This is a genomic window from Gemmatimonadaceae bacterium, assembly GCA_035606695.1.
In the GTDB taxonomy this organism is placed as follows: Bacteria; Gemmatimonadota; Gemmatimonadetes; order Gemmatimonadales; family Gemmatimonadaceae; genus JAQBQB01.
Genome location: DATNEW010000026.1, coordinates 222,749 through 244,030, shown reverse-complemented (window position 1 = coordinate 244,030; position 21,282 = coordinate 222,749). Strand labels below are relative to the sequence as shown.

At 65.9% G+C, this 21,282-nt stretch carries 15 protein-coding genes; 12 read left to right on the top strand and 3 right to left on the bottom strand.

All coding sequences use genetic code 11. The features are described 5' to 3' along the window. Positions 1 to 78: 78 nt before the first annotated feature. The 9 genes from VN706_12145 to VN706_12105 all read left to right on the top strand — a co-directional run bounded on the left by VN706_12145 (position 79) and on the right by VN706_12105 (position 12,009). On the top strand, positions 79 to 441 hold the full coding sequence (locus VN706_12145; GenBank protein HXT16377.1) for a YbjQ family protein: 363 nt from the start codon (positions 79 to 81) through the stop codon (positions 439 to 441). Then, positions 438 to 2,051, top strand: a complete 1,614-nt coding sequence (locus tag VN706_12140) for a lipase maturation factor family protein (GenBank protein ID HXT16376.1) — start codon at positions 438 to 440, stop codon at positions 2,049 to 2,051. The genes VN706_12145 and VN706_12140 overlap by 4 nt, the downstream gene beginning before the upstream one ends. Positions 2,052 to 2,436: 385 nt before the next feature. Continuing rightward, positions 2,437 to 4,923: a DUF1592 domain-containing protein gene (locus VN706_12135; protein ID HXT16375.1), complete on the top strand. Its 2,487-nt coding sequence runs from the start codon at positions 2,437 to 2,439 to the stop codon at positions 4,921 to 4,923. Positions 4,924 to 4,945: 22 nt separating this feature from the next. Beyond that, positions 4,946 to 6,346 carry a DUF1552 domain-containing protein gene (locus VN706_12130; protein ID HXT16374.1) on the top strand — a complete coding sequence of 467 codons (1,401 nt, stop codon included), beginning with the start codon at positions 4,946 to 4,948 and terminating at the stop codon, positions 6,344 to 6,346. Positions 6,347 to 6,614: 268 nt separating this feature from the next. After that, entirely contained in the window at positions 6,615 to 8,717 is a 2,103-nt protein-coding gene (locus tag VN706_12125) for an ankyrin repeat domain-containing protein (protein HXT16373.1), read from the top strand. A 22-nt stretch (positions 8,718 to 8,739) separates the two neighbouring features. Next, positions 8,740 to 8,982 (top strand): zinc ribbon domain-containing protein, encoded by a 243-nt coding sequence (locus VN706_12120; protein HXT16372.1) that lies wholly within the window; start codon positions 8,740 to 8,742, stop codon positions 8,980 to 8,982. 11 nt (positions 8,983 to 8,993) lie between these two features. After that, complete coding sequence (locus VN706_12115) at positions 8,994 to 9,650, top strand: DUF305 domain-containing protein (GenBank protein ID HXT16371.1); 657 nt, start codon at positions 8,994 to 8,996, stop codon at positions 9,648 to 9,650. A gap of 23 nt (positions 9,651 to 9,673) precedes the next feature. Next, a complete protein-coding gene (locus tag VN706_12110) occupies positions 9,674 to 11,692 on the top strand; it encodes a hypothetical protein (protein HXT16370.1) in 2,019 nt (672 codons plus the stop codon). 191 nt (positions 11,693 to 11,883) lie between these two features. Then, positions 11,884 to 12,009: a hypothetical protein gene (locus tag VN706_12105; GenBank protein ID HXT16369.1), complete on the top strand. Its 126-nt coding sequence runs from the start codon at positions 11,884 to 11,886 to the stop codon at positions 12,007 to 12,009. 169 nt (positions 12,010 to 12,178) lie between these two features. On the opposite strand, the gene VN706_12100 is transcribed toward VN706_12105, so the two are convergent. Continuing rightward, positions 12,179 to 15,094 (bottom strand): winged helix-turn-helix domain-containing protein, encoded by a 2,916-nt coding sequence (locus VN706_12100; protein ID HXT16368.1) that lies wholly within the window; start codon positions 15,092 to 15,094, stop codon positions 12,179 to 12,181. Positions 15,095 to 15,231: 137 nt separating this feature from the next. Here VN706_12100 and VN706_12095 point away from each other — a divergent pair, with 137 nt between their 5' ends. Further along, entirely contained in the window at positions 15,232 to 15,723 is a 492-nt protein-coding gene (locus VN706_12095) for a hypothetical protein (GenBank protein ID HXT16367.1), read from the top strand. A 286-nt stretch (positions 15,724 to 16,009) separates the two neighbouring features. Here the strand turns inward: VN706_12095 and VN706_12090 are convergent, their stop codons facing one another. Further along, the gene (locus VN706_12090; GenBank protein HXT16366.1) at positions 16,010 to 17,221 is read right to left on the bottom strand and encodes an MFS transporter; all 1,212 of its coding nucleotides are present in this window, start codon (positions 17,219 to 17,221) and stop codon (positions 16,010 to 16,012) included. Between the two features lie 48 nt (positions 17,222 to 17,269). After that, on the bottom strand, positions 17,270 to 18,307 hold the full coding sequence (locus VN706_12085; GenBank protein HXT16365.1) for a DUF4168 domain-containing protein: 1,038 nt from the start codon (positions 18,305 to 18,307) through the stop codon (positions 17,270 to 17,272). Between the two features lie 268 nt (positions 18,308 to 18,575). On the opposite strand from VN706_12085, the gene VN706_12080 reads away from it, so the two are divergent. Both VN706_12080 and bla read left to right on the top strand, forming a co-directional pair. After that, entirely contained in the window at positions 18,576 to 20,366 is a 1,791-nt protein-coding gene (locus VN706_12080) for a PAS domain S-box protein (protein ID HXT16364.1), read from the top strand. Then, a complete protein-coding gene (gene bla / locus VN706_12075) occupies positions 20,366 to 21,271 on the top strand; it encodes a subclass B3 metallo-beta-lactamase (GenBank protein ID HXT16363.1) in 906 nt (301 codons plus the stop codon). The genes VN706_12080 and bla overlap by 1 nt, the downstream gene beginning before the upstream one ends. Positions 21,272 to 21,282 lie beyond the last annotated feature (11 nt).

Below are 21,282 nucleotides of genomic sequence, written 5' to 3'. Positions count from 1 at the left end.
CAACCGACACGTTGATTCGGCGAACGGCTCCATCACCTGGTAAGTTAGTCGATCTCTCAGCCTCAGCCGAGCCCAACCATGCCTCTGCGCGAGCTTCCTGACTTCGTTACGACGACCGCGAACGACATCGCGGGCTACGACATCGTGCAAACGTTCGGCGTCGTCCGCGGGATCGTCGTCCGCTCCCGTTCCATTTTCGGCACCATCGGCGCCTCGCTACAGACTTTGGGCGGCGGCAACATCACCTTGCTCACCGAGCTGTGCGAGCGAACGCGCGCCGACGCCTTCGAGGCCATGGTGGAGCACGCGAGGGCGCTCGGGGCGAACGCGCTCATCGCGGTGCGCTATGACGCGACCGAAGTGATGAAGGGCGTGAGCGAAGTGCTGTGCTACGGCACCGCGGTTCGCGTGGCGCCGAAGATGCGGACCCCGGACGTGTGACCAATCGCGCCGATGCGGGTGCCGGATATCTCCGGCCGCGCTGGATTTTTCTGCGTGCGCTTGGCGCGATCTTCTTTTCCGCGTTCTACTCGCTGGCGTTTCAGATTCATGGACTGATCGGCGAGCGGGGCATTCTGCCCGCGGGTCAGTATTTGACCGACGTCGCCGCGGCCGCCGGCGCCGCGCGCTTCTGGTACGTGCCGAGCCTCTTCTGGCTCGGCGCCGGCGACCGTGCGCTGACGATCGTCGTCGCACTCGGGCTCGTGAGCTCGATCGCGATCGTGCTCAATATCTGGCCGCGCCTGAGTCTCGTCGTGGCGACGCTCCTGTTTCTGTCGTGTGTCACGACGCTGCAGGATTTCTCGTCGTATCAATCGGACGGGATGCTGCTGGAGGCCGGCGCGATCGCCGTGTGCTTCGCGCCGCGCGGTCTTCGCCCCGGACTTGGGGGCGGTGATCCGCCGTCGCGGATCAGCCTCTTCATGCTCCGCTGGGAGTGGTTTCGGATCTACTTCGAGTCAGGGCTCGTGAAGTTGATGAGCGGCGACGTGCACTGGCGCAACTTCACCGCGATGGACGACTACTACCAGAATGGTCCGCTGCCGGCGTGGCCGGGCTGGTACGTCCAGCATTTCCCGCACTGGTATCACGCGTTCACGGTCGGCGTGACGCTCGGCATCGAGCTGTTCGTGGTGTGGGCGGTGTTCTTGCCGAGGCGGTTGCGGCTGTGGTGCGCGTTCGGGACGACGTTGTTGCAGATCGGGATCATCGCGACGGCGAATTATGCGTTTTTGAATTATCTGGTGCTCATGCTCGGGGTGTTGTTGGTGGATGACAGGGTGCTGCAACGTGTCGCCCTGAGAGGGCGTAAGGGAGCGTATGTCATCCCGAGCGAGCGTCAGCGAGTCGAGGGACCCCCGTACGCCGAGGAGAGCTCCTCCGCCGGGACGGGGGTCCCTCGACTCGCTCGCTTCGCTCGCTCGCTCGGGATGACAGGAGGGGGGAAAGGCTCGCTCGGGATGACGCGAGGGGCGGTCGCCGAGACTTTCTTTCTCGCCTGGATCTTCTACGCCACGCTCTGGGCCTTCCTCGCGCCGGGCTCGCGCAGCTTCTTCGCCGCGCCCGAGCGCGCGCTCGAGCCGTTCCGCATCGCGAACGCGTATGGCCTCTTCGCCACGATGACCGTCGCGCGCTACGAGATCGAATTTCAGGGCACGAGCGACGGCGGAAGGACATGGACTGTCTATCCCTTCCGCTACAAGCCGCAGGATGTCATGGAGCGGCCGGGCGTCTACGCGCCCTATCAGCCGCGCTTCGAGTGGAATTTGTGGTTCGCGTCGCTCGGGCCGTGGCAGGGGTCGCCGTGGGTGGTCGCGGCGCAGGAGCGGTTGGTCGAAGGCAGCCCGTCGGTGCTGCGGCTGTTTCGCCGAGATCCGTTCGGAGGGCATCCTCCCGCGGCGGTGCGCACTGTGCTGTGGCAGTACTGGTTCACCGACTGGGCAACCAAGCGGAGAACCGGAGCGTGGTGGCGGCGGCAGGAGTTGGGCGTCTTCTCGGGCATCGTTCAGCGGGATAGCACCGGAAAGATCGAGTTCATTGGCGCGAGGTAGCAAGCGCCAACAGCGCGGCGCGCGTCGGCAGGATCCAGCAAGATCCAGCAAGATCCAGCAAGGTTCAGCAAGGTGCAGCAAGATTGAGCACGGTTCAGCAACGCGTAGCGAGCGGTAGCGCGGGGATGACCGTGCGGGGGCCGCAAGCCGCTTCAGGCCAATTGGTTGACCCGTTGTGTATACAATCTGCGCCTTGCGATGGCCGTTTAAACGCCGGACATTGCTTGTACGTAGAAGCAACTATAGATGGCGAGAGGCGACTTGCGCGGATTTCTGGCCCGGTCGTCCCACCCATCGATTCTGGCAAGTGCAGTCGATCGACGCGCGTGGTTTGTAAGGCCGTACCGCCCCTCGTCCCCTTCGTAAGCGCGGAGGAAGGCTCAGCGTGAAGGTCCTCTTTGCGATCGTCGCGGCCAGTACGGCCGTTCTCGCATTTCGCGTCGGCACCGCGATCGGCGGCAACCCCGCGCATTCGTTCTTCGCACCGGCGGGTCCTGCGCCTTCGGCCGTTCATCGCCCAGCGCCCATCGCCCATCGCCCGTCGCGCGTCTCCTCCGCCGCGCTCAATCAAGTCGTCGCGCAGTATTGCTCCGTGTGTCACAACTCGAGTGACATGACCGGCAATCTCTCGCTCGACGATTTCGACGTCGACAAGATCGTCGCCCGCCGCGACGTCGGCGAGCTGATGATTCGCAAGCTGCGCGCGCAGATGATGCCGCCGCCGGGTGTGCCGCGTCCGGGCGGCGACACGCTGCTCTCGCTCGTCGAGACGATCGAGAACGTGATCGACCACGGTGCGCCGGTGAACGCCGGCACGCGTCCGTTCCAGCGGCTCAACCGCGACGAGTATGAGAATGCTGTAAAAGATCTGCTCGGCGTCGACATCAACGCCGGCGATTATCTGCCGCTCGATACCAAGAGCGCGAACTTCGACAACATCGCCGACGTTCAGGCGCTGTCGCCGACGCTGCTCGAGTCGTACTTGAATGCCGCATCCGCGGTGAGCCGTTTGGCCGTTGGCGACACGAAGGCCGCGGTCGCGCAGACGACGTATCCCGTGTCGTCCTACATCTCGCAGCATCCCTGGGATCATATCGAGGGAACGCCGTACGGCACGCGCGGCGGCATCGTCGCCGATCACGTCTTCCCCGCCGACGGCTATTACCAGTTCAAGATCAACATCGAAGGCGGCGTGGGCATGGAGCTGGAGGACGTCGACGTCTCGATCGACGGCCAGCGTGTCTCGCTCATCAAGTACGAGCGCAACGTCGACAAGTCCGTGAACTCGGCGGATCTGCCGCTGGGCGTCGACAAGTTCGTCACCGAGCCGATCCTCGTGAAGGCGGGCCAGCAGAAAGTGTCCGCGGCATTCGTGCGTCGCTTCGAGGGGCCGTACGAAGATCTCATTCGTCCGCACGAATGGTCGCTGGCGTCGAACGGCACCGCGAGCGCCGGCACCACCGCGCCGCCGCATCTGCTCGACCTGTCGGTGATCGGGCCGCAGAAGACCGTCGGCCTGTCCGAGACGCCGAGCCGGAAGATCATCTTCTCGTGTCGCCCGTCGGCCAAGTTGAGCGAGACCGCGTGCGCGCAGCAGATCGTCAACCGGCTCGGCATGAAGGCGTATCGCCGTCCGTTGACGAAGCACGACGTCGACGGCTTGATGTCGTTCTACACGAAGGGCGCGGCGAAGAGCAATCCGGACGGCGGCGGCTTCGAGGAAGGCATTCGCTCGATGCTGCAGGCCCTGCTCGCGAGCCCCTACTTCGTGTTCCGCATCGAGACGGCGCCGCTGAACGTCACGAGCGGGACGAATTACGAGCTGAGCGACTACGAGCTCGCCTCCCGGCTCTCGTTCTTCCTGTGGTCGAGCATTCCCGACGATACGTTGTTGGCGCTCGCCGCCAAGCATCAGCTGTCGAACCCCGCGATGCTCGAGAAGCAGGCCAAGCGCATGCTGGCCGATCCGCGCGCCGCGAATTCGCTCTCCACGCGGTTCGCCGGCCAGTGGCTCAGGCTCTCGGACATCGACAAGGTGCGGCCCGATCCGTTCTGGTTCCCGGATTTCACGCAGCAGCTGGCCGACGACATGCGGCGCGAGACGGAGCTCTTCTTCGCGGACATCGTGCACCGCGACAAGAGCATGATGGATTTATATAACGCTAATTATACTTTTGTAAACGAACGGCTGGCCGAGCACTATGGAATTCCCAACGTGTCGGGCGAGGACTTCCGGATGGTGCAGTATCCGGACTCCAACCGCCGCGGCATTTTCGGGCAGGGTTCGATGCTCGTGCAAACGTCCGTCGCGAACCGCACGTCGCCGGTGCTGCGCGGCAAGTGGGTGATGCAGGTGCTGCTTGGCTCGCCGCCGCCCCCGCCGCCGCCGAACATACCGACGCTCGACGAGACGGCCGACGGCAAGGACGGCCATCAGCTCACGACGCGCGAGCGCATGGAGATCCACCGCCGCAATCCGACGTGCAACGCGTGCCACCAGTTCATGGATCCGATCGGCCTGTCGCTCGACAACTTCGACGTGACGGGACGGTGGCGGTATCGCGAAAACGGCGTGTTGCTCGACACGCAGGGCAAGCTGTACGACGGCACGCAGGTCGCGAGTCCGACGGAGCTCATGAACGCGCTGCTCAAGCGACCGATTCCGCTCGTGCGCACGTTCACGGAGAATCTCATGGCCTACGCGATCGGCCGCCGCGTCGAGGACTTCGATCAGCCGACGGTGCGCGCCATCGCGCGTGATGCCGCGCGGAATGACTACAAGTTCTCGTCGTTCGTGATGGGAATCGTGAAGAGTCCGGCGTTCCACATGAAGCGCGCCGAGGCCCAGACGGCCGACGCGGAGAAACAGTAGGCATGTCACGGGGAGATCAATAATGGAAATCATCACCGGTAAGAGCCTTCCGCGGCGCACGTTCCTTCGGGGAATGGGCGCGATGGTCGCGCTGCCCTACCTCGACGCGATGGTCCCGGCGTTTCGCAATCTCAGCCGGCTCGGTGAGTCGGCCGCGGCGGGCGCGAAAACGCGGTTCATCGCGATCGAATCGGTGCATGGCGCGGCGGGCTCCAACCTGTGGGGCTCGAGCAAATACCTCTGGGCGCCGCAGGGCACCGGGTCGAGCTTCGACTTCGTCGCCGACTCGGCGCTCAAGCCGCTGGAGCCGTGGCGCAATAATCTCGCGATCATCAGCAACACCGACGTCCGCATGGCCGAGGCGTTCGAGGCGAGCGAGATCGGCGGCGACCACTTCCGGTCGAGCGCGGTGTTCCTGACGCAGTCGCATCCGAAGCAGACGCAGGGCTCGGACGTGTACGTCGGCACGTCGATGGATCAGCTCATCGCGCGGCGCATTGGGCATGACGCGGCGATTCCGTCGATGCAGCTGTGCATCGAGAACCTGGATCGTGGCGGCGGTTGCGATTACAACTACGCGTGCGCCTACACCGACACGATTTCGTGGGCGGGTCCGAGCGAGCCGCTGCCGATGATTCGCAATCCGCGCACGGCGTTCGATCTGTTGTTCGGCGCGGGCGACAACAACGCCGATCGCGCGGTGCGTCGCAAGGCGAAGGGCAGCATTCTCGATTGGGTCGCCTCCGAGGCGAACGATCTCAAGCGGCAGGTCGGGCCGGAAGATCGCCAGCGCATCGACAAGTATCTCGAGGACGTCCGCGAGCTGGAGCGCCGCATTCAGACGGTCGAGGCGCGCAACTCGAGCGGTGAAGCGCGCGAGCTGCCCGAAGCGCCGATCGGCGTTCCGGATTCATTCGCCGAGCACATGCAGTTGATGTTCGACTTCCAGGTGCTCGCGCTGCAGAGCGACATGACGCGCGTGTTCTCGTTCAAGACGGGTCGCGACGCGTCGAGCCGCTCGTATCCGGAGAGCGGCACGGACAAGGGATTCCATCCCGCGTCGCACCACGGCGGGCGTGAAGCGAACATCATGGATTTCAACAAGATCAATCGCTATCACGTCGGCATGCTGCCGTATCTGCTCGAGAAGCTCAAGAACACGCCGGACGGCGATTCGAACCTGCTCGACAACACGGTCGTCATGTACGGCTCGCCGATGGCGGATGGCAACGTGCACAACCATCGCCGCTGCCCATTGATTCTGATGGGCGGCAAGAACGTGGGCATGCCGAGCAACACGCATCTCAAGGCGCCGGACGGCACGCCGATGGCGAACGTGTTCGTGTCGTTGATGCACCAGCTCGGGTGCGATGACGTGAAGCAGTTCGGGGACAGCACCGGAGCGTTCTCGTTGAACGGCTAGGTGTTGACGAGAGAGAGTGTACAACGACAAAAGCGTACCACGGACAACATCGGGACGTCCACGGACGGGCACGGAGACGGCGTGAACTGTCGTCAACTGCCGTCGGAAGACTTTTTTAAGAAAACCCTCATGATGCCCCTCGGCGCGAAGCGTCTTGAGGGTTTTCTAAAAAAAGAGTTTTGAACTTCAAACGCCCTTCACCCGTTTTAACGCCGTCTCCGTGCCGATCCGTGGACGTCCGACGTCGTCCGTGGTCATTGAGGACTTTATGAATCGTACGCAGCTAGCCGCGCTCATCTGCATCGTTGCGGCCGGTCCCGTTCATGGTCAGGACACCCGGAAGGCCATGTCCCTCAAGCTTCCCGCGCCGAAGACGTCCGCGGTTGCCGACGCGGCCATGCGCGGAGACGACGGCGCGGTGAAGAAGCTCATCGCGCAGGGCGCCGACGTGAACGTCGCGCAGGGCGACGGCATGACGGCGCTGCACTGGGCCGCCGAGCATGGCGATGCCGAGCTCGCGAGCGCGTTGATCAAGGCGCACGCGAGCCTCAAGGCCACGACGCGCATCGGCGCGTACACGCCGCTGCACATCGCGGCCAAGTCCGGCAACCCGAACGTCATCAACGAGCTGCTCGAGGCCGGCAGCGACGCCAAGGCGATGACCGCGACGGGGGCGACCGCGCTCCACTTCGCCGCGGCGGCGGGCAATCCCGAAGCGGTGGAGTTGCTGATCAAGGCCGGCGCCGATCCCAACCTCAAGGAAGCCGCGTGGGGGCAGACCCCGCTCGTCTTCGCGGCGGAGTTCAACCGCGCCGACGCCATCAAGGTGCTGTTGAAGAACGGCGCGGACGTCTCGGTGCACACCCGCGTGCAAAGCGTGCAGGAAGAAACGGCGCGCGAGCAGGCCGCGGAGAAAAAGCGGAACGAGGTGCTGCTCTCGTTCGAGCCCAAGGCCGTGCGCGATTCGATCATGAACGCGTTCAAGCGAGACTCGGCCGCGCAGGTCGCGCAGCAAGCCACCGCGGCGCAGGATGCGGCCAATTCCGGCTACGGCAATGCGGTCCAGCAACAGGCGCGCGTTTCGTTTGGCCGCGGACCGCGCACCCCGCAACCCAAAGGACCGTTCACGCCGTCGCAGATTCAGATCGCGATCGACTCGGGCCGCACCGTGCTGCTCGATCCCAAGTCGGCGAAGGGCCCGGCGGTCGAGCAGGTCGATACGCTGAACGGCGGCGTCGCCGGATTCGCGAACGCGGTCGGCGGCGTCGGTGGATTGTCGGCGCTCGATCACGCGGTACGCCAGGGCAATCTCGCGTCGGTCGTCGCGCTGCTCGATGGCGGCGCGAACATCAACGATGCGACGGTGGTCGATCACACGACGCCGCTCAATCTCGCGGTGATCAACGGCCAGTTCGACGTGGCGATGGAGCTGATCAAGCGCGGCGCCGATCCGAACCTCGCGGCGACGAACGGCATGACACCGCTCTACGCGGCGATCAACACGCAGTGGGCGCCCAAGTCCCGCTATCCGCAGCCCGAAGCGATCCAGGTGCAGAAGACGTCGTACCTGGAGCTCATGAAGGCGCTGCTCGACGCGAAGGCGAATCCCAACATGCGGTTGACCGCGCAGCCGTGGTACTTCGCATATAACAATTGTGGCAACGCCAACTGCGGCCTCGAGAACATCGAGGGCACGACGGCGTTCTGGCGCGCCGCGTACGCCGTCGACGTCGACGCGATGAAACTGCTCGTGAAGTACGGCGCGGATCCGAATCTGCCCAGCCAGCGTGTCGCGGCGGCGGGTGGCCGCGGCGGGCGTGGCGGCGGCGGACGTCGTGGTGGCGGCGGTGGCGGTGGCGGCGGCGGCGGCGCGCCCGGTGATTCGGCCGGCGGTGCGGCGCGCGCGCCGCGCGGTGGTGGAGGCGGCCGCGGACAGATTGCGGCACCCATTCTCGATCCCGAGATCGATTCAGCCGCGAAGGCCGTCCCGCCCGGCATCGGCGTGTATCCGATTCACGCGGCGGCGGGCGTCGGCTACGGCAACGGTTTCGCCGGCAACTCGCATCGTCACGCGCCCGATGGCTGGATGCCGGCGATGCGGTATCTCGTCGAAGAGTTGCACGCCGACGTGAACGCGCGCGACAACAACGGCTACACGCCGCTGCATCACGCCGCGGCGCGCGGCGACAACGAGATGATTCTGTATCTCGTGGCGCACGGCGCCGATGTGCGCGCGGTCGCGCGCAACGGGCGCACGACGCTCGACATGGCGAACGGCCCGGTGCAGCGACTCAGCCCGATTCCCGACACGATCAAGCTGCTCGAGAAGCTGGGCGCAAAGAACACGCACCATTGTGTATCTTGTTGGTGAGGTAACGAGGTAACTCGGAAGCATGCCCATCTTCGATTATCGCTGTCGTTCCTGCTCGCACGCGTTCGAGGTCTTCATTCGGGGCGCGAAGATCCCGTCGTGTCCCGAGTGCGGAAGCGAGGAGCTCGAGAAGCAGTTTTCGCTTCCGGCCATCAAGTCCCAAGGCACGCACGACAAGGCGATGCGTGCCGCACGCGCGCGGGACAAGGCGCAGGGCAAGGAGCGCGAGCACGCGCAACGGCAGTACGAACTGAATCACGACTAGGCAGGCATATCATGTTCCCGCTCCTCTTTCGCGCCGCCACCGGCTGCGCGCTCGTTCTCGTCACCTGGGCGCTCCCACGAGCGGCCGATGCGCAGGCGCCGATGTCCGGCGTCGAGCAGGCACGCCAGGACAGCATTCGCCGCCCGTACACCAAGGCCGACATCGGGTTCATGTCGGGCATGATCTACCATCACGCGCAAGCCGTGAAGATGGCCAACTGGGCGCCGTCGCACGGCGCGAGTCCGGCGCTCCAGATCTATTGCGGCCGCGTCGCCATGGCGCAGACCGCCGAGATCGGGTTGATGTCGGACTGGTTGAGGGATCGCAATCAGCCGGTGCCCAATCCCGACGCCGACGACATGGGCGGCATGCCCGGCATGTCGGGAATGTCCGGGATGCAGAGCCACATCATGCCCGGCATGTTGACGCCGGAGCAGATGAAGCAGCTCGACGCCGCGCGCGGTCCCGAGTTCGACCGTCTCTTCCTGACCTACATGATTCAGCACCACCGCGGCGCGATTCAGATGGTCGATACGTTGCTGGCCACGCCGGCGGCGGCGCAGGACGAGATCGTATTCAAGTTTGCGAATGACGTACAGGCCGATCAGTCGACGGAGATCGATCGGATGCAGCAGATGCTGGACGCCATGAAGGCCGGAAGCAGATAGTTCCCTCCTCCCTCCCCATTCCAATGAAGTCACTCCGCATTCTCATTCCCGCCGTCTTCGTCGCCGCGGCGTGCACGAAGACATCGTCCACGTCGGTCATGCAGTCCGGGTCGACGGGTCCGGACATGTCGGCGCCGCTCGTCGTCGCCCCGTCGCCCGATCCGCGCGTCGATCTCAAGGGCGGTCTCCAGGACGCCGGCGAGGCGATCTGGAACATGCGCATGGTCTCGCACACGCCGGCGCCCGAAGGATTCGCCGGCATCACCAACTCCGATCTGGCGTTCAGCGGCACCGACGTCATTCAGGGCAACTACAACGGCTTCCAGATCTGGGACATCTCGAATCCGGCGCAGCCGCGCCTGCGCGATGCGACGCTGTGTCCGGCGTCGCAGAGCGACGTCTCCGTCTGGAAGAACCTGCTGTTCGTCTCGGCCGAAGCGCCGACCGCGCGCCTCGACTGCGGCACGCAGGCGCCGACCGCGCCGGTGAGCAAGGAGCGCATTCGCGGGCTTCGCATCTTCGACATCTCGGATATCTCGCATCCGAGATATCTGGCCAACGTGCAGACGTGCCGCGGCTCGCACACGCATACGGTGGTGCACGATCCGCACGATCCGAACAACATCTACGTGTACATCTCGGGGACGTCGACCGTGCGTCCGGCCGAGGAGCTGCCGGGGTGCGTCTCGAACCCGAACGATCCGAACACGGCGGAATTCCGCATCGAAGTGATTCAGATCCCGCTGGCGCATCCGGAGCAGGCGCACATCGTGACGTCGCCGCGCATCTTCTCGGCGAACGGCGAGGAAGGCGGACTGCCGTACATCCGCGCGCATGGTGATTCGCCGGCGGATACGGCGGCGAATCGCGCGCGTGCCGATTCGATCCGACAGGGCCTGCTCGACGCGAACGCCGGCCGGGGTGGCCGCGGCGGCCGCGGTCGCGGCAACAACGGACCGCCGGTGACGCGCGAGGATTCGGCGCGAGTGAATTTCCAGAACGCGATGAACGCGCTGCCGAAGCCGATGACGGCGGCCGACAGCGTGCCGTACCGGGCGAAGGTCACCGACCTCGCGAAGCAGTACGGTGTGGCGTCGCCGTTCGCGCCGCGCGTGCTCACGCAGTGCCACGACATCACGGTGTACCCGGACGTTGGTCTGGCGGGCGGCGCGTGCGCCGGCATGGGTCTCTTGCTCGACATTCACGACGCGGCGCATCCGCAGCGTATCGCGGCGGTGGCCGACTCCAACTTCTCGTTCTGGCACTCGGCCACGTTCTCGAACGACGGCTCGATGGTGTTGTTCTCGGACGAGTGGGGCGGCGGCGGCGCGGCCTACTGCCGTGCCGGCGACCCGAAGAACTGGGGCGCCGACGCGATTTTCAAGATCGTGAATAAGCAAATGGTATTTCAGAGTTACTACAAGCTGCCGGCGCCACAGACCAAGTACGAGAACTGCGTGGCGCACAACGGCTCGCTCATCCCGATCCCGGGCCGCACGATCATGGTGCAGGCGTGGTATCAGGGCGGCATGAGCGTGTTCGAATGGACCGATCCGCGCCATCCGCACGAGATCGCGTTCTTCGACCGCGGCCCGAACGATCCGACGCGCCTGCGCGGCGGCGGCTACTGGTCGGCGTACTGGTACAACGGCCACATCATCGGCTCGGAGATGCAGCGCGGCCTCGACGTGTTCGAACTGACGCCGAGCCCGGCGATCAGCCAGAACGAGATCGATGCGGCGAAGTCGGTGCACTTCGAGTTCCTGAACGTGCAGGACCAGCCGAAGTTCGTGTGGCCGGCGTCGTTCGCGCTGTCGCGCTCGTACACCGACCAGCTCGAGCGGTGGCACGGGCTCTCGGCGGACCAGGTCGCGTCGGTTCGGAGTGCGCTGACGAGCGCCGAGGCCGCGTCCGGGTCGGCGCGCAGTGCGGCGCTGAACGCGCTAGCCGGCAAGGTCAGAGAGTACGAGAGCGGCTCGACGGATCCTCAGCGCGTGCAATGGCTGGCGCAGTCGCTCCGGGATCTGGCTTCGTCGCACTAGGCCTTTGTAAGTGCGCAGTGCATGCGGGCCGGCGTTCTGCGCCGGCCCGTTTTGCATTCTCGCTGTGGTCGCGCCCGAGTCGCGCGGGGCGGGCGTGCCCGCCCCGCGCTCCTTGCCTCTTTGCGGCGAATGAGTTGTACGGGCGTTCAAACGCTGACGTCCGGCCCGCGTGTTACGCATATCGTCCGCGCATGCGCTACGTCGATCCGGTCCCGGAGCTCAAGCGGCAAGTAGGACACGAACTGGCACGGTTGCTCGCCGGCGGCAACACCTTCGACGCGGGCGTCGCGATCGGCTCGGGCCGCGACCGCAGATGAAATAGTGGCGTCGGGCCGACGTGGCCCGATGCGAGGAGGCGGAACGGTGCCCAGAGCGGCAGGCGTGGCAATAGTGCCCGGCAGTATCGGCACTATTGCACTCGCTGCCGCGGCGGGCACCGTCCCGCTTGACCGCCGCGCCGGGATCTGTCCGGACGCGCGCCGGACCCTAACGCCGCAACGCCGCCAGCCGCGCCGCCGCGCGCGTCGCATCGGCGGTGTCGCGAGTCGCTCGCGCGAACTGAGACTCGAGCCGCAGCTCCGATGAGAGAAACAGCGGCTCGCCCGTGAGATGTTCGCGCCGCCGCGCGGCAACGAGCGCCGCGGCCGTATCGCCGAGCGCGGCGTGCAGACGCGCCGCGAGGAGCGTACCCGCCTCGAGAATGACGTGCGGCGGCACGCGCTCGCGCAGGAGAATCGTGTCGAGTCGCGCGACCTCGAGCCGTGCATCGGACGCTCTGGCCGTCGTCGCGATCGTCGCCGACAGCATCGCCAGGCACACGTCGGCGTTTCGCTTGGCGAAATTATTGTCTTCGGCGCGCGCATCCGCCGTCACCCGATCGAACGCCGTGCGCGCGGCCGCGAGATCGTTGCGCGTCGCTCGATAGACGCCGAGCAGACACGCCGCCTGGTCGTGTTGATCCCGCCGCACGTGATCGCCCGCGTTCGACGCGCGCGCGAACTCCTCGAGACGTCGCGCGGCGTCAGCCGCGAGCGCCGTGTCTCCGTCGCCGAACATCGCGCCGTACAGGTCCCAGAGCGCGCTCACCGGACGATCGGGAAACTGTGCGCCGAGTGCGGCGGCAGCCACACGCGCCTCCTGCTCATGTCCGCGATTCATGCTCAAGGCGAACAGCAGGATCGCCGCGTGTTCGTGCTCGCTTACCGTGCCGGCCTTTCGATCGACGAGCGTGGCCGCACGCTCGGCGTCGGCGGCCGGCCAGCCGTTCGCGTCGGTCACCCACACGATGCGCGTCAGATCCTCGCGCGGCATGCTGTCGACGTTCGCGCGGATGCGCCGCAGCCAACCCGCGTCGCCCAACGCCGTCGCCATTTCCCACCCGATGGCGGATCGGTCGCGATCGACGGTGGGATTCGCGGCGAAGTATCGCGCGCCGACTGTTCGTAAACTCGAAAGATCGCCGTGCGCCGCGTACAACTCGACGAGATGATGCAACGGCGCCGCGAACGTCGAGTCCTGCGCGAGCGCGCGACGGAACGCGGTGAGCGCGCGGTCGGGTGCATCGGCAAGACCGGACAGCCCGCCGTAGTGATAGTAGCGATCGCCGAGTTGGTACCAGGCCTCGGTCCAATCGGGATACTTCTCGACGAGATCTTCCCAGCGCTTGAGATACACGGGCGCCGGTTGCGCGGGCCCAAGCGCGGGATCGGGCCCGAAGAACGCGATCGCGAACGCGCGATCGCGATCGCTCATCGCGGCAAGATGATGCATCGCCGCGTCGCGGCCCTGCCCGTAGTGATCGTTGATGACCGTCCAGCTGTTCGCCATCGCCAACCCGAGGCCCGCCGCGCCGAACGTCGAGTCCGCGTCGAGCGCCTGCGCGTAGAGACGTTCCGCCTCGGCGTAGCGCGCGGACTTGTACGCGAGCTGCGCGGCGACATATTTGCGCGCCGCGATCAGCGGCCGATTCACGAGCTCGGGAATGCGGTCGTCCGGCTCGCCCGCCGCACGTGCGAGCAACTCGATGCTCAGTCGATCGGCGATCCCGCTCGGCGAGCTGGCGAGCGATGCATCCGCGCGCGCCGCGGCGACGACCTTGCCCGTCGCGACGTCGTAGAGTCGCGCGGCGATCGCCGTTGAATCACTCGCGCTGACGATCTCGCCGGCGACCACGCGCGCCGCGCCGAGTCCTCGCGCCAACCGAAGCGTTTCGTCGACCGACGGCGGCCCGGACTTCGATGCGGCGTTCCACGATTGGGCGACCAGGCGTGGATCGATCGACGTGAGCCCGGCTTCGCCCGTGAAGCGTGACGACAGCAAATCGAACAGTCCGTCGCGCAACGCGGAGTCGCGACCGACGACGTGGAACGGCACGACTGCAACGAGCGCGGGGCCGCCGCGCATCACCGGCTTCGCTCGTCCGCCCAAACGCGCGAGCAGCACGACGCCAACAACCGCGGCGAGGGTGACGATGCCCGTCGCGCCGCGCGCGACGAGCCGTCGCCGGTTTGTCGCGCGCGGCGCGAGGACAAGCGGTTGCGACGCAGGCTCCGCCATCGGCAGCGCGGTCGCTGCTGCCGGTGTTGCGGGTGATGCCGGTGTTGCGGGTGATGCGGGTGTTGCGGGTGATGCGGGTGTTGCGGGTGTTGCCAGCTTCGCCGCCGGCGCGGGCGGTGAATACGCGCTCCGCAATTGCCTGGCGATCGCCACGATCTCGTGCTCGTCGCTCAGATCGAAGTCGCGCTTGCGGCGCTCCACGTACGCCTCGGCGAATTGAATCGCGCCGGTGCGATCGCCCGCCGCGGCGAGCGTTTGGACGAGACGATGCGCGACGTCGGGATGATAGGGATCGTGAGTCGCGTGCGCACGGCGCCACTTCACGGCCGCTTCGAGATCGCCGCGCGATTCGGCGGCGGTCGCGAGCCGGTCGAGCGCCGCGCCGTACGTCGCGGCGAGACGCGTGCGTTCGCGATCCACCCACTGCTCGAACTCGGGTGAGTCCTTGATGAAGAATCCGTCGAGGAGCGGACCGTGATACACCGCCACGGCGGATGCATCGTCACCGCGCGCGATCGCCGCGTGGAAATCGATGACGTCGCACGAGAGCTGTGAGAGATCAGCGCTCAGTTGATCGCCGATGGAACGAATCGCGGAGTCGCCAAGCTCCTTGCGCAACTCGTGCACGTTGACCTTAAGGAGATTGCGCGCCGACTCGGCGTCGCGCTCGGGCCAGAGCAGCGCGATGAGCTTGTCCCGCGTGACGCCACGGCCGGCGCTGACGATCAAAAACGCGATGAGCGCCAGCGGATGCCGGTGCGTGGCGCGCCCGCTGACTGGCGTGGCGCCGGCGTGAATGCCGGCGCCGCCCAGCAGCGTGATCACACGTTCGGCGTCGGCGGGCACATTCATGGGGAGAGGTTATCGCCTGGACGCGGACCCGCAAGAGCAAAGCAGCAGTCAGTTTACCATGGGTTAACCGGCGAGTCACGAAGATTTTACCGCGCGCGCGTAATATGCGGTCGAACTCACCCGAATTTCACGTGCTTCGCTTTCTTGGCTCGCTCCTTTGGCTCGTCCATGCGCACTTCCCCGCGCCCGCCGCACCGGCGTTGAATGCGTGCGCGGGCGGCGGAGGACCGGCGGCCCACGCGTTCGCCGTGGTGGACCGCGTCACCGCGACGGACACGCTGGCGACGATCACGATCTGCCTGGTGAGCGATGCGCCGCGGTTGCGCGTGGGGGGCTATCACGGCGAGCTGACGCTGCCGGTCTCGATCCGCGTCGTGCGCGTAGAGCGACCGAGCGGTGGAACACGCATCGAGAACACCACCGTGGCCGGGCGAGTGTCGTTCGCGGGCGTGGCGTCGGAGGGGATTCAGTCCGGCGCGGTGCTCGGGCTGACCGTCGCGCGGCGTAGCGCGAGCGAGGATGCGCGGATTCGGCTGGCGATGATCGATGTCACGGACGTCGCGGGGCGAGAAGTGGGCGGGCAGTTTGTGACCGATTCGTTGCCGAGAGTCGGGAAGCCGTAGAGAGAGGGTGCGAGAAAAAAAAGGGAGCACGGACCGTGAACCGCGACATGCTCGGACAGGCACGGAGACGGCGTGAACTGCTGTCGACCGCAGTCAACTTCGGTCGAGCGCGAAGCCGTGATTATTCTGGTATTTAGAAAACAAGAATAACAAGCCCTCGGCCGAGTCGATGTCGAAGCGGGCCGAGGATTTTTTCTTCTTGTCGTTGACAGCAGTTAACGGCTGTTGACGGCCGTTGACGCCGTCTCCGTGCCCGTCCGCGTTTGTCGCCGTTCACAATCCGTGGTCATTGTTTTGACCCTACCCCTTCACCTACGGTCTGAGATGCCAGGGCTCCAAACACGGCAGCCGCCAGGCACACGATCCCGCCAAGGATGATCGGCGCCCGCCCGCCAAGCCAATCGGCGAGCGAGCCGCACAGCGGACCGCCGATCACGCCCGTCCCCGCGACGAACACCGTCTGGAGCGCGAGCAGCCGGCCGTGCATCTCCCGGCGCGAGCGCACCTGCACGATCGACGTCGTCGACGTCATGTAGAGAATGCTCCCCATCCCGACGAGGAACACCGCAGGCAGGGCGAGCATCACGCCGGGCGCCGCGGCAAGGAGCAGCATCGCCACGCCCATCGCCACGGCGCCGATCACGACGTGCCGCAGCTGCACCATCCGCCGATTCGCGACGATCAACGCGCTCGCGACCGCGCCGACGCTGAACACCGAATAGAGAATTGTGAACGTTGCCTCGCTGCTGTGCAGCGAGCGCGTCACGAACAGCGGAAGCGCCACATTGAAGTTGTAGGCGAGCATACCGACGGCCGCGAGCATCGCGAAGCTGATCCAGAGCACGGGCACCGAGAGGAGATACCGCACGCCGTCGCGCACGCTCGACGTCGCCGCGTCATCATGCCGCTCACGGTGCAGTTCCTCGTCGCGCATGCGCCAGAGGCAGAACAACACGGCGAGGTAGGTCGCCGCGTCGATCGTGAAGCACCACCCGTAGCCGAGCGTGGTGGCGAGCAGTCCGGCCAGCGCGGGCCCGAAGATGCGAGAGACATTGACGATCGTGCTGTAGAGCACCACCGCGTTCGCAAGATCTTCCTTCGGCACCATCTCCGTGACGAACGATCGCCGCAGCGGATTGTCGAACGCGAGCACGACACCGCCGGCAAGCGCGAGCGCGTACAATCCGAACAGCGGCGGATGCGCGAGAAACGCCAGCACCGCGAGCCCCGACGACTGCATCATCTCCAGCACCTGCGTCAGCAGCAGCGCGCGCCGCTTGTTCGAGCGATCGGCGACCGCGCCCGCCCACGGCGTGATGATCAGAATCGGACCGTATTGGCACGCCGCGCTCACGCCCACCGCGAAACCGCTGCCCGTAATCCGGAGCACGAGCAGCGTCAGGGCAACGTTGGTGAGCCAATTGCCCGTGTTCGAGATCGATTGCCCGACGAAGAACAGCCGAAAGTTGCGGTGCCTGAGCGACGCGAACGTGTTCACTCAGCCTCTGCTCGCAATCCGCGCTCCCGTCAGATCGTCAGATCGCGCTCAGGGCAGCTTCTCCGCCGCGAGCATCAAGGTGACGTGTTCCTGCGCCATCTGCAGCCCGCCTTCGTCGATGCTCACCTTGCCGTCGTTGTTCGTGTCGGCGCCGGCGGTGAGCTGCTGCGTCAACGGGATGAGCTGATTCAACAACTTCATCGCGTCGTCGGCGGTGGTCGCGGCCTGAATCTCCTTCGCGAGCGCGATGCACTGATCGGCGCGCGTCACCGTATTGCGCGCGGCCGTCGCGATGTGCGCCGCGTGCGTCTCGATATTCGGCGTCGCGCCCGCGGCCTTGGCGGCGAGCTCGATGTGCGTCGCGATGCCGGCCGCGGCTTTCTTGAGCCCGTACCCCGAGCCCGGACCGGTCGGCACGATGGACGGATCGAGCGCATTGAGCACGTGACCCGCATGCAGCTTGATCGCGTCGAGATTCGTCGGATTCCGCGCCGCGAGCTGCGCGTGCTGCGCCGCGACACGCGCATCGGAGAGCGCGATCGGCAACAGGCCCTTCGAATCGGGCGTGTCGTTGAACGTGTTCACGACATGGCCGATGTGCATGCCCGCCGCGGTGGCCGGCACCTTCACCTGGGGACCGAGATTGGCCGGCACGTACACACTCGGAATCGGCTGGCCGCTGATCTTCGCGACGAGGCTGTCGTAGGCGTGCCGCGTCGTGGAGTCGGCGCTGACGATGTAGGTCTTCTTATCGAAGTCCGCCTCGCTCAACCCCGCGTGATGCAGGATCTCGGCGACCTGTGACTGGAAGTGCGCGCGGATCTCCTGCTGGGCCGAGGTCTTGGCGTTTTTCGGCGCGGAGATCTGGGCCTGCATGGAGTCGCGCGCCGCGGCGATGGCGACCGCGGCCTGCGCGAACGTCTCGAGGTCGGCGCGCGGAATCCGGGTCGCCTGCATGGCCGACGAGGCCTGTTGCCGCGCCTGGGCCGAAACGCGAGGCGCCGCGCCGGCCAGAGAAACCAGCGCGGCGGCGATCGCGAGAGTGGAGTCAGCGTTGGGGAGCGAAACCAGGGCGGGACGACGCACGAAAACCTCCGGAAACCACGATGCAGCGGACGCAGTCGGATACTGCCAGGTACCGCCAGATGGCGGCGGGTGCAGCGGGAATATGCCCTAGGTACGCTTGGGGTCAATTGGGTGTTGCGGTCCACCTTTGGGACTCTACGTTTCATAGCTGCCCGACTTATTTCGCCGTGTTCGGCGCCGTGGCCCCGGATTAGCGGTGTAAGCCGGCAACTCTCCTGACGGCGCTTAGATAGCGCCGCCGTCGTTCTATTGCTGACCCCGCTCAATCTTGGCCGATAAGCCCAAGCGTTCGACGTCGTCGAGCCGAACCCCGCCGAACGATGCGCCCTCAGCGTCCCCGCCGTCGCCCAAGAACTACTCCGGCGACGAAGGTGCGGGCACGAAGAGTGGAATTGCCGCGGAAATAGGCGATCTCCACCGGCTGCTCGTCGAAAGCGTTCAGGACTACGCCATCTTCGCGCTGGACCCGGCGGGCTACATCCTCAGCTGGAATGCCGGCGCCGAGCGGTTCAAGGGCTACAAGGCCGAAGAAATCATCGGGAAGCATTTCTCGATTTTCTATCCGCGGGATCTCGTCGAACAGGGCTTTCCCCAATTCGAGCTGCTGACGGCGGCGAATACCGGGCGCTTCGAGGACGAAGGCTGGCGCATTCGCAAAGATGGATCGCGGTTCTGGGCAAACGTCGTGATCACCGCCCTGCGCGACCGAAACGGGAAATTGCTCGGTTTCGGCAAGGTCACGCGCGACCTCACCGAACGCCGCGAAGCGGAAGAAGCACTGCGTGAAAGCGAAGAGCGATTCCGCCTCATGGTCGAGGGCGTGAAAGACTACGCCATCTTCCTGCTCGATCCCACGGGACTGGTCACCACGTGGAACGACGGGGCCGAGCGCATCAACGGCTACCGGGCGAAGGAGATCATTGGACAGCACTTCTCCAAGTTCTATCCGCAGGTCGACAAGGATGCGCGAAAGCCGGCGCGCGAGCTGGAAATCGCGACGCGCACGGGCAAGTACGAAGAGGAAGGGTGGCGCGTACGCAAGGACGGCTCGATGTTCTGGGCCAGCGTCCTCATTACGGCCATTCGCAACCGCGCCGGTGAATTGATCGGGTTCGCAAAAGTGACGCGCGATCTCACCGAACGACACGCGTCGGAGCAGCGTGCGCTCGACGACGCGCGGCGCGTTGCGACGGAGCAAGGCGCGCGACTCGCCGCTGAAGCGAGAGCGGCGGAGTTGCGCGAAGTGACCGATCGGCTCAAACGACAGACCGAAGAGCTCGAGGCTCGCACGCGCGAGGCCGAGGAAGCTCGGCATCGCGCGGACGATGCGCGGCGTCGCGCCGACGAAGCAAATCGCGTGAAGAGTCAGTTTCTCGCCGCGATGTCGCACGAGCTGCGCACACCGCTCAATGCCATCGGCGGCTACGCGGATCTCATCAACATGGGACTCTCGGGGCCCGTCACGGCGCGGCAGAAGGACCAGCTCGAGCGCATCAAGCGCAGCCAGGCGCACCTGCTGGGGATCATCAACGACATCCTCAACTTCAGCCGCATCGAAGCGGGGCAATTGAGCTACGACCTGGCCGCCGTACCGATCCAGGAGGTGGTCTCGTCGGTCACGCACATGATCTCGCCACAGGCGCTGGCGAAAGGCATCGCGTTCGTCGATGCCGGGTGCGACGAAGGCCTCACGGCATGGGCCGATCGCGCGAAGGTCGAGCAGATCGTGCTCAACCTGCTGTCGAACGCCGTGAAGTTCACGCCGAGCGGCGGGACCATCACGCTGTCGTGCATCCTCGACGCGGCTCAACGCGTGTCGATCTCGGTGCGCGACACCGGCATCGGCATCAGCAACGAACAAATCGAGACGATCTTCGAGCCGTTCGTGCAGGTCGGCCGCACGCTCACCGCCTCTGCCGAAGGCACGGGATTGGGCCTTGCGATCAGCCGCGATCTCGCGCGCGCGATGGGTGGCGACATCGTCGTGACGAGCACACCGGACGTCGGATCGGAGTTCACGGTGACGCTGCCCGCGCTTCACGCCACGAAGGCGCCCTGATGCTTTCGCGAGCGGTCGTCGCAGCGCTCGCCGCGGCACCGCTCGCGAACGTTGCGCTCTCGGCGCAAGTGCTGGACACCATTCGAGTCGACTATCCGCCGTCGCGCTGCGCCAACTGCGCGGTGTGGAACGCACCGCAGAAGCCGTTTCGCATCTTCGGCAATACGTACTACGTCGGACCACAGGGGCTTGCGTCGATTCTCATCACGTCGAACCGGGGTCACGTGCTCATCGACGGGGCGCTGCCGATGTCCGCGCCGAGCATCATCGCGAACATCAAGGCGCTTGGCTTTCGCGTCGAGGACGTGAAGCTCATTCTGAACTCGCACGCCCACTCCGATCACGCGGGTGGAATCGCCGCGCTGCAAGCGGCGTCCGGCGCGCGCGTTGCCGCAAGCGAGTGGAGCGCGAAGACGCTCGAGCAGGGAGAATCCGATCGGCGTGATCCGCAGTTCGGCATTCTCAATCCATATCCGCCGGTGCATGACGTGCGCGTCATTCACGACGGGGAGACGCTTCGTGTGGGGCCGCTGGCACTCACCGCGCATTTCACGCCGGGGCATACGCCCGGGGGCACGAGCTGGACGTGGCGGTCGTGCGAGGGTGCGAAGTGCGTGAACGTGTTGTACGCCGACAGCCAGACCGCCGTCTCGGCCGACGGCTTCTATTTCACGCTGAGCACCGCGTATCCTGACGCGCTGGCCGACTTCGCCCGCGGGCTGGCGACGCTCGAGCGCCTGCCCTGCGATGTGTTGCTGACGCCGCATCCGGGCGCATCCCGATTGTTCGAGCGCGTTGCCGTGGGCGATACCGCGGTCGTCAATCCGCGGCTCTGCAAGGAATTCGTTGCTGATGCCCGCAAGGGAGTCGCGGAACGCGCGGCGAAAGAGCGCGCCAATCGCTGACGTCGTTGAGC

What these genes read in the sequence shown, in the direction of transcription:
- VN706_12110 (HXT16370.1), top strand. Translation starts at nt 9,674, where the DNA reads ATGAAGTCACTCCGCATTCTCATTCCCGCCGTCTTCGTCGCCGCGGCG.
- VN706_12120 (HXT16372.1), top strand. Translation starts at nt 8,740, where the DNA reads ATGCCCATCTTCGATTATCGCTGTCGTTCCTGCTCGCACGCGTTCGAG.
- VN706_12115 (HXT16371.1), top strand. Translation starts at nt 8,994, where the DNA reads ATGTTCCCGCTCCTCTTTCGCGCCGCCACCGGCTGCGCGCTCGTTCTC.
- VN706_12105 (HXT16369.1), top strand. Translation starts at nt 11,884, where the DNA reads ATGCGCTACGTCGATCCGGTCCCGGAGCTCAAGCGGCAAGTAGGACAC.
- VN706_12125 (HXT16373.1), top strand. Translation starts at nt 6,615, where the DNA reads ATGAATCGTACGCAGCTAGCCGCGCTCATCTGCATCGTTGCGGCCGGT.
- bla (HXT16363.1), top strand. Translation starts at nt 20,366, where the DNA reads ATGCTTTCGCGAGCGGTCGTCGCAGCGCTCGCCGCGGCACCGCTCGCG.
- VN706_12130 (HXT16374.1), top strand. Translation starts at nt 4,946, where the DNA reads ATGGAAATCATCACCGGTAAGAGCCTTCCGCGGCGCACGTTCCTTCGG.
- VN706_12145 (HXT16377.1), top strand. Translation starts at nt 79, where the DNA reads ATGCCTCTGCGCGAGCTTCCTGACTTCGTTACGACGACCGCGAACGAC.